This is a genomic window from Streptomyces sp. SID5910 (assembly GCF_009862125.1).
Lineage (GTDB): Bacteria > Actinomycetota > Actinomycetes > Streptomycetales > Streptomycetaceae > Streptomyces.
The window spans coordinates 1-7,451 of record NZ_WWHX01000856.1 but is presented as its reverse complement, the minus strand read 5'-3'; the positions used below and the strand labels follow the sequence as shown (position 1 = coordinate 7,451).

The following is a 7,451-nucleotide window of genomic DNA, read 5'->3' as shown; positions in this document are numbered from 1 at the left end:
CAGCCGACCTGATCCAAACGACAGGCCCTAGGCTGGATCCATGTCAGCGATCCGTCTCCTCGTGCTCGGTGCCGTCCGCCAGCACGGGCGGGCCCACGGCTACCAGGTGCGCAACGACCTGGAGTACTGGGGCGCGCACGAGTGGTCCAACGCCAAGCCCGGCTCGATCTACCACGCGCTGAAGCAGATGGCCAAGCAGGGGCTGCTCCTCGCGCACGAGGTCGCGCCGTCTACGGCGGGCGGGCCGCCGCGCGTGGAGTACGAGATCACCGAGCAGGGCACCGAGGAGTACCTCACCCTGCTCCGCTCCTACCTCACCGCCTACGACCAGCGGCCCGACGTGCTCACCGCGGCGCTCGGTTTCATGGTCGACCTCCCGCGCGAGGAGGCCCTCGGGCTGCTGGAGCAGAGGGTGCGGAAGATGGAGGAGTGGCGGCGCTCCGTCACCGAGTACTACACGCCCGAGGAGGGGCCCGGCAGGCTCGGGCACATCGGCGAGATCATGAACTTCTGGGTCCACTCGGCCGACTCCGGCGCCGAGTGGACCCGGGGTCTGATCGAGCGGATCCGGGGCGGGGCGTACACCTTCGCCGGTGAGGGCGAGCCGTTCGTCGGCGTGCTGGCGGAGGGCGAGGAGAACCCCTTCGCGTCGGGGCGGCCGCACTACGGGGACGCCCGCTAATCAAGTTTGACCAATGGGATCGGGTGCCTTACCGTCGGGACCTTCGAGCGGGTAGTCAAATTTGGCTAGCGAGGGGAGCGGCAGTGGCCGACACGGCGATCACCGTCGAAGGGGCACGGAAGAGGTACGGCGGCAGGAACGCGCTGGACGGACTCGACCTCACGGTCGCGCGCGGCACGGTGCACGGGGTGCTGGGCCCGAACGGCGCGGGCAAGACCACCCTCGTCCGCATCCTGTCCACCCTGCTGCGGCCGGACGCGGGCCGGATCGAGGTGGCCGGGCACGACGTCGTCACCGACGCGTACGCGGTGCGGCTGCGCATCGGCCTGCTCGGCCAGCACGCGGCGCTCGACGAGGAACTGGGCGGTCGGCAGAACCTGGAGATGTTCGGCCGCCTCCACCACCTGGGCGCCCGGCACGCCCGCGCGCGTGCCGGTGAACTGCTCGCCCGCTTCGGTCTCACCGACACCGGACGCAAGCCCGTCAGCGCCTACAGCGGCGGCATGCGGCGCCGCCTCGACCTCGCCGCGTCCCTCATCACCGAACCGCAGGTGCTCTTCCTGGACGAGCCGACCACCGGCCTCGACCCCCGGGGCCGCGCCGAGGTGTGGGACTCGGTCCGCTCCCTGGTCGGCGGCGGGACGACGGTCCTGCTCACCACCCAGTACCTGGAGGAGGCCGACCAGCTCGCCGACCGCATCTCCGTCGTCGACGCCGGCCGGGTCGTCGCCGACGGCACGGCGGACGAGCTGAAGGCCGCCACCGGCGGCGACCGCATCGACGTCGTCCTGCGCGACGCCGGGCAACTGGGTGCCGCGGCCGCCCTGCTGCCGCTCACCGGCGTCCGCGTCGACTCCGACCGCCGGCTGCTCAGCGCCCCGGTCACCGACCGGATGGCCGCCCTCTCCGACGTCGTACGGGCGCTGCGGGAGGCCGGGGTCGAGGCCGAGGACGTGGCGCTGCGCCGGCCGACCCTGGACGAGGTCTTCCTGCACCTCACCGACCGCACCGAGGAGACCGTGTGACCGCCCACGCCCTGACCGACTCCTGGACCATGACCCGCCGCGAGCTGGCCCGCTGGGCGCGGCAGCCCGTCACGGTCGCCGTCAACCTGGTCTTCCCCGTCATGCTGCTGCTGATGTTCGGCTACCTGGTCGGCGGCGGCCGGGACGTCAGCGGCGACTACGTCGACTACCTGGTCCCCGGGATGCTGGCGCTCACCATGGCCTTCGGCCTGGAGGGCACGATGATCGCCGTCACCCGGGACCTCGACAAGGGCGTCATCGACCGCTTCCGCTCGCTGCCGATGGCCAACGGCGCGGTGCTGGTCGGCCGTTCGGCCGCCGACATGCTCCAGTCGGCGGCGGGCCTCGCGGTGATGACCGCGGTGGGGTACGCGCTCGGCTGGCGCGCCCACGGCGGCCCCGGCGCGTTCCTGGGCGCGGTGGGCCTGCTCCTGCTCCTGCGGTTCGCCATGCTGTGGATCGGCATCTTCCTGGCGCTGGTGGCGGGCAAGCCGGAACTCGTGCAGGCGGTGCAGATCCTGGTCTGGCCGGTCGGCTTCCTCTCCAACGCCTTCGCCGCACCGGACTCCATGCCCGGCTGGCTGGGCACGGCCGTCCAGTGGAACCCGCTTTCCCAGACCGCCACCGCCGTACGCGACCTGTTCGGCGGCCCCGGCGGCGAGCCCGGCCACGTCTGGGCGGCCGTCGGCTGGCCGCTGGCCCTGCTCGCGGTGTTCTTCCCGCTGGCGGTGGGCAGGTTCGCGCGCCTCAGCCGCTGAGGACGCTCTGGTGGTGGAACCCGGAGGCCGCGCCCTTGTCGTGGGTCAGCGGATACGGCTGCCGGCGCAGGTCGGGCAGCAGCCGCTCCAGGTCGGCGAGGAGCAGGTCCGCCATGTCCGCCGAGAAGCCGTTGCGGCACACCACGCGCAGCACGGACAGGTCCTCGCGGTGCGGCGGGAAGGTGTACGCGGGCACCAGCCAGCCGCCCTCGCGCAGCCGCCGGGAGACGTCGAACACGTCGTACGCCGTCACGTCGTCGGCCGTCGTGAAGGCGAACACCGGCAGCTGGTCGCCGCGCGTCAGCAGCCGGAAGTCGCCGAGCGCCTCCACCCGCTCGGCGATGCCCCGGGCGATGTCCCGCGAGGTCTGCTGCACGGCCCGGTAGCCCTCGCGGCCCAGCCGCAGGAACGTGTAGTACTGCGCGGCCACCTGCGCCCCGGGCCGGGAGAAGTTCAGCGCGAAGGTCGGCATGTCGCCGCCCAGGTAGTTGACCCGGAACACCAGCTCCTCGGGCAGCGCGTGGGCGTCCCGCCACAGCGCCCAGCCGACCCCGGGGTAGACCAGCCCGTACTTGTGCCCCGAGGTGTTGATCGAGGCGACCCTCGGCAGCCGGAAGTCCCACACCAGGTCCTCGTCCAGGAACGGCGCGACCATGGCGCCCGACGCCCCGTCGACGTGCACCGGGATGTCGAGACCGGTCCGCTCCTGGAGGGCGTCCAGGGCGGCGCACAGGTCGGCGATCGGTTCGTAGGAGCCGTCGAAGGTGGAGCCGAGGATGCCGACGGCCCCGATCGTGTTCTCGTCGCACAGCTCGGCGGCGGCCTGCGGGTCGAGGTGGAAGCGGTCGCCCTCCATGGGCACCTGCCGGGCCTCCACCTCCCAGAAGTTGCAGAACTTCTCCCAGCAGACCTGCACGTTCACGCCCATCACCAGGTTGGGCCGCGCGGTCGACGGATACCGGCCGGCGTTGCGCAGCGCCCACCGCCGCTTCAGGGCCATTCCGGCGAGCATGCACGCCTCGCTCGACCCCGTCGTCGAGCAGCCCACGGCCGCCGACGGGTCGGGCGCGTGCCACAGGTCGGCGAGCATCGCCACGCAGCGCCGCTCCAGCTCGGCGGTGCGCGGGTACTCGTCCTTGTCGATCATGTTCTTGTCGCGGCACTCACTCATCAGCACCCCGGCCTGCGGCTCCATCCAGGTGGTGACGAAGGTGGCCAGGTTCAGCCGGGCGTTGCCGTCCAGCATCAGCTCGTCGTGGACCAGCCGGTACGCCGTCATGGGCGGCAGGGGAGTGTCGGGGAGCCGGTGCGCGGGCGGGGCCTCGGTCATGCCGCCGGTCGGGTCCGTCTGACCGTAGAAGGGTTTCACGGCGAGCCGGCGACGGGTGCTGTCGTCGTCCCGGGGCGGCTGGTGCCCGTGGTGCAGTGGCATGCGTCCGACGGTAGGTCCGGGCAAGGAGCCACGCATCCGGGCTTGCACCTCACGTGGCGTGAGGAGGCAGCGTGGACGGCGTCACAGAAGGGAGCGGAAGTGAGCTACTCCGTGGGACAGGTGGCCGGCTTCGCCGGGGTGACCGTGCGCACCCTGCACCACTACGACGACATCGGCCTGCTGGTACCGAGCGAGCGCAGCCACGCCGGCCACCGGCGCTACGGCGACGCCGACCTCGACCGGCTCCAGCAGATCCTGTTCTACCGCGAGCTCGGCTTCCCGCTCGACGAGGTCGCCGCCCTGCTCGACGACCCGGCCGCGGACCCGCGCGCGCACCTGCGCCGCCAGCACGAGCTGCTGACCGCCCGGATCGAGAAGCTCCAGAAGATGGCGGCGGCCGTGGAGCACGCCATGGAGGCACGCAGCATGGGCATCAACCTCACGCCCGAGGAGAAGTTCGAGGTCTTCGGCGACTTCGACCCCGACCAGTACGAGGAGGAGGTCCGGGAGCGCTGGGGCGGCACCGACGCCTACCGCCAGTCCAAGGAGAGGACCGCCTCGTACACGAAGGAGGACTGGCAGCGCCTCCAGGACGAGGCCGACGAGCTCACCCGGCGCTTCGTCGCCCTGATGGACGCCGGCGAGCCCGCCGACTCCGAGGCGGCCATGGACGCCGCCGAGGACCACCGGCAGGGGATCGCCCGCAACCACTACGACTGCGGGTACGAGATGCACACCTGCCTGGGCGAGATGTACGTCTCGGACGAACGTTTCACGCGAAACATCGACGCCGCCAAGCCGGGCCTGGCCGCCTACATGCGCGACGCGATCCTCGCCAACGCCGTCCGGCACACCCCCTGAGCAGTGGTCGTGGCCCGGGTCTCACTCCCGGGCCACGACCACCGCCGTCCCGTACGCGCACACCTCGGTGCCCACGTCCGCCGCCTCGGTCACGTCGAAGCGGAACGACAGCACCGCGTTGGCGCCCCGCGCGCGTGCCTGCTCCACGAGCCGCTCCATGGCCTGGTTGCGGGTCTCGACGAGGGTCTTGGTGAGTCCGCGCAGCTCACCGCCGACCAGTGACTTCAGCCCGGCACCGATCTGGCTCCCCAGGTGCCGGGAGCGTACGGTCAGTCCGAAGACCTCTCCGAGCACCTCCTGGACGCGGTGGCCGGGAAGGTCGTTCGTGGTCACGACGAGTACGTCGGGCTGAGGGCCCTGTCCGCCGCCGTATTCTTCAATGCCCATGGTTCACAGGGTTCCCCGGCCGGGCGCACAGCGCACCCCTTGGGCGTCCGTGGAACCTGGGCCCCGACGGCCGCGTTGATACGTTGGGGCAGCCAAAGCCCCCGCCCGCCCCCCAGTGCAGGAGCCACAATCCCGTGACCACGCTTGCGCTCGGCCCCGAGTGGCTGAGTCCGGACTATCTGATCGAGACCTTCAGCCTGGCCGGCATCCTGCTGATCGTCTTCGCGGAGTCCGGTCTCTTCGCGTTCCTGCCCGGTGATTCGCTGCTGTTCACGGCGGGCCTGTTCGTCGCCCAGGGGCAGTACATCAGCCAGCCGCTGTGGCTGGTGTGCACCCTGATCGTGGCCGCCGCCGTCCTCGGCGACCAAGTCGGCTACATGATCGGCAAGTTCTTCGGCCCCAAGCTCTTCAGCCGTCCCAACTCCAAGCTCTTCAAACAGGAGAACCTGGAGAAGGCCCACGAGTTCATGGAGAAGTACGGCCCCAAGGCGATCGTCCTGGCCCGCTTCGTGCCGATCGTGCGCACCTTCGCCCCCATCGTGGCGGGCGCCGGCCGCATGAAGTACCGCACGTTCCTCACGTTCAACGTCATCGGCGGCGTCGCCTGGGGCACCGGCGTCACCCTCGCGGGCTACTGGCTCGGGCAGATCGAGTTCATCCGCACCAACGTCGAGGCGATCCTCGTCCTGATCGTCCTGGTCTCGGTGGTCCCGATCGGCATCGAGTTCCTGCGCGAGCGCGGCAAGAAGAAGCGCGCCGCGGCGAATCAGCCGGTGCCTCCGGCGGCCCAGCAGCAGCCCCCGTACCCGGTCATGGACGACGCCACGACCCAGCTCCGCCGCGTGGACCCGTACGAGCAGCCGCAGCAGCACCAGCAGCAGTACGACCAGGGCTACGGGAACCAGGGCTACGGCAACCAGCAGCAGCCGTACGCCCAGCAGTACCCGCAGAACCACGGCGGTCAGCAGCAGTACGGCGACCAGTACCCGTACAACCAGGGGCACTGAAGGCGCCCCTGAAAGGGGCGCGGGGAACTGCGCGAGAAACCACGACGCACCTGCACTCGCCGTCGTACCGCGCCCCCCGCCCCCTTGGGCACCCTAGAAACCCCGGGTCCGCTTGGCCGCCCGCCTGCCGGCGGCACTCGCCGCACCCGGCACCTTCAGGAACAGCCGCGAGATCTCCCCACCGAGGTTCACCCCGATGGCGATCGCCATCGCGAGCGCCACCGCCTTCGACAGCGACAGCAGCCCCGCGTCCACCTCGCTCTGCGCGATCGCCAGCAGACCGAAGTACGTCGCCGAACCGGGCAGCAGCGGCCCGATCGCCGCGGTCGTGTACGGCAGCGCCGACGCGAACCGGTAGCGGGACATCAGCTGCCCGAACAGGCCCACCAGCCCCGCCGCCGCGGCCGTGGAGGCCACCGGCGAGATCCCGCCGGTGTAGTGCATGGCCCCGTAGACGCACCAGGCGACGCCGCCGTTCAGGGTCACCGCGAGCACGGTGGACCGCTCCTGCTGGAGCAGGATCGCGAAGGCCAGCGACAGCAGCATCGACGCGAAGATCTGCACGACCGGCTGGTCGCCCGAGCCCAGCGCGGCGTCCGGATTGAGCTCGGCGCCCAGCTGGACACCGAAGTACAGCACCACCAGCACCCCGGCGACGATGCTGACGAAGAAGTACATGACCTCCAGCAGACGCGCGGCCGCGGTGATGTAGAACCCGGTCAGACCGTCCTGCACGCCCGCGACCAGCGCCCGCCCCGGCAGCAGCGCGAACAGGCCACCGGTGATGACCGCGGACGCCTTCACGTCGACGTGTGTCAGCGTCAGCGCGATCCCTATCGCGGCCGGCGGCATCGCGGCCACGGCGAACTGGTAGAACTCCGGCAGCCCGCGCCCCGCGCACAGCCAGGCCAGCCGGTCGCCGAGCATCGCGCCGAACAGGGCCGCGAAGAACACGATCACGTCACCGCCGACGAGCAGCGAGGCCGCGCCGGCCAGCGATCCGCTCGCCGCGGTCAGCACCCACGTCGGGTACGGGTGCCGGTTGCGGCGGATCTCGGCGAGGCGCCGGTAGGCCTCCTCCAGGGAAATGTGCGTGTCCGGGTCGCTGAGGTCGTCCACCAGCTGGAACACGGCCGCGAGCCGCGTGTAGTCGGTGCCCCGGCGGCGTACCGTCCGCGACGCCGTCACCGGGTCCTCGACCAGGGACGGCTGGTGGGAGATCGACAGCAGGGTGAAGGTGACGTTCGGCTCGCAGCGGTCCAGGCCGTAGGAGCGGCACACCGCGAACATCGCGGCCTC

The 7,451-nt window shown here is 71.3% G+C and carries 8 protein-coding genes; 5 read left to right on the top strand and 3 right to left on the bottom strand.

Annotated features, from left to right (window positions below; genetic code table 11):
• Nucleotides 1-40 precede the first annotated feature (40 nt).
• The 3 genes from GTW67_RS30170 (at nucleotide 41) to GTW67_RS30160 (ending at nucleotide 2,465) form a co-directional block, all read left to right on the top strand.
• Complete coding sequence (locus GTW67_RS30170) at nucleotides 41-682, top strand: PadR family transcriptional regulator (protein ID WP_161167924.1); 642 nt, start codon at nucleotides 41-43, stop codon at nucleotides 680-682.
• Nucleotides 683-765: 83 nt separating this feature from the next.
• Nucleotides 766-1,707, top strand: coding sequence for an efflux ABC transporter ATPase subunit, DrrA-related (locus GTW67_RS30165; RefSeq protein WP_161167923.1), 942 nt, complete (start codon nucleotides 766-768; stop codon nucleotides 1,705-1,707).
• Entirely contained in the window at nucleotides 1,704-2,465 is a 762-nt protein-coding gene (locus tag GTW67_RS30160; protein WP_161167922.1) for an ABC transporter permease, read from the top strand. Before GTW67_RS30165 ends, GTW67_RS30160 begins: the two co-directional genes overlap by 4 nt.
• Here the strand turns inward: GTW67_RS30160 and gad are convergent.
• Nucleotides 2,455-3,897: a glutamate decarboxylase gene (gene gad / locus GTW67_RS30155; protein WP_161167921.1), complete on the bottom strand. Its 1,443-nt coding sequence runs from the start codon at nucleotides 3,895-3,897 to the stop codon at nucleotides 2,455-2,457. The genes GTW67_RS30160 and gad overlap by 11 nt on opposite strands.
• A gap of 99 nt (nucleotides 3,898-3,996) precedes the next feature.
• On the opposite strand from gad, the gene GTW67_RS30150 reads away from it, so the two are divergent.
• Entirely contained in the window at nucleotides 3,997-4,758 is a 762-nt protein-coding gene (locus GTW67_RS30150; RefSeq protein WP_161167920.1) for a TipAS antibiotic-recognition domain-containing protein, read from the top strand.
• 21 nt (nucleotides 4,759-4,779) lie between these two features.
• Here the strand turns inward: GTW67_RS30150 and GTW67_RS30145 are convergent, their stop codons facing one another.
• Nucleotides 4,780-5,145, bottom strand: a complete 366-nt coding sequence (locus tag GTW67_RS30145; protein ID WP_003975421.1) for a YbjQ family protein — start codon at nucleotides 5,143-5,145, stop codon at nucleotides 4,780-4,782.
• Between the two features lie 134 nt (nucleotides 5,146-5,279).
• Here GTW67_RS30145 and GTW67_RS30140 point away from each other — a divergent pair, with 134 nt between their 5' ends.
• Nucleotides 5,280-6,152, top strand: coding sequence for a VTT domain-containing protein (locus tag GTW67_RS30140; protein ID WP_161167919.1), 873 nt, complete (start codon nucleotides 5,280-5,282; stop codon nucleotides 6,150-6,152).
• Between the two features lie 93 nt (nucleotides 6,153-6,245).
• Here GTW67_RS30140 and GTW67_RS30135 read toward each other — a convergent pair.
• Nucleotides 6,246-7,451, bottom strand: a 1,206-nt coding sequence (locus tag GTW67_RS30135) for a threonine/serine exporter family protein (RefSeq protein ID WP_161167918.1), incomplete at its 5' end; no start/stop codon positions are given.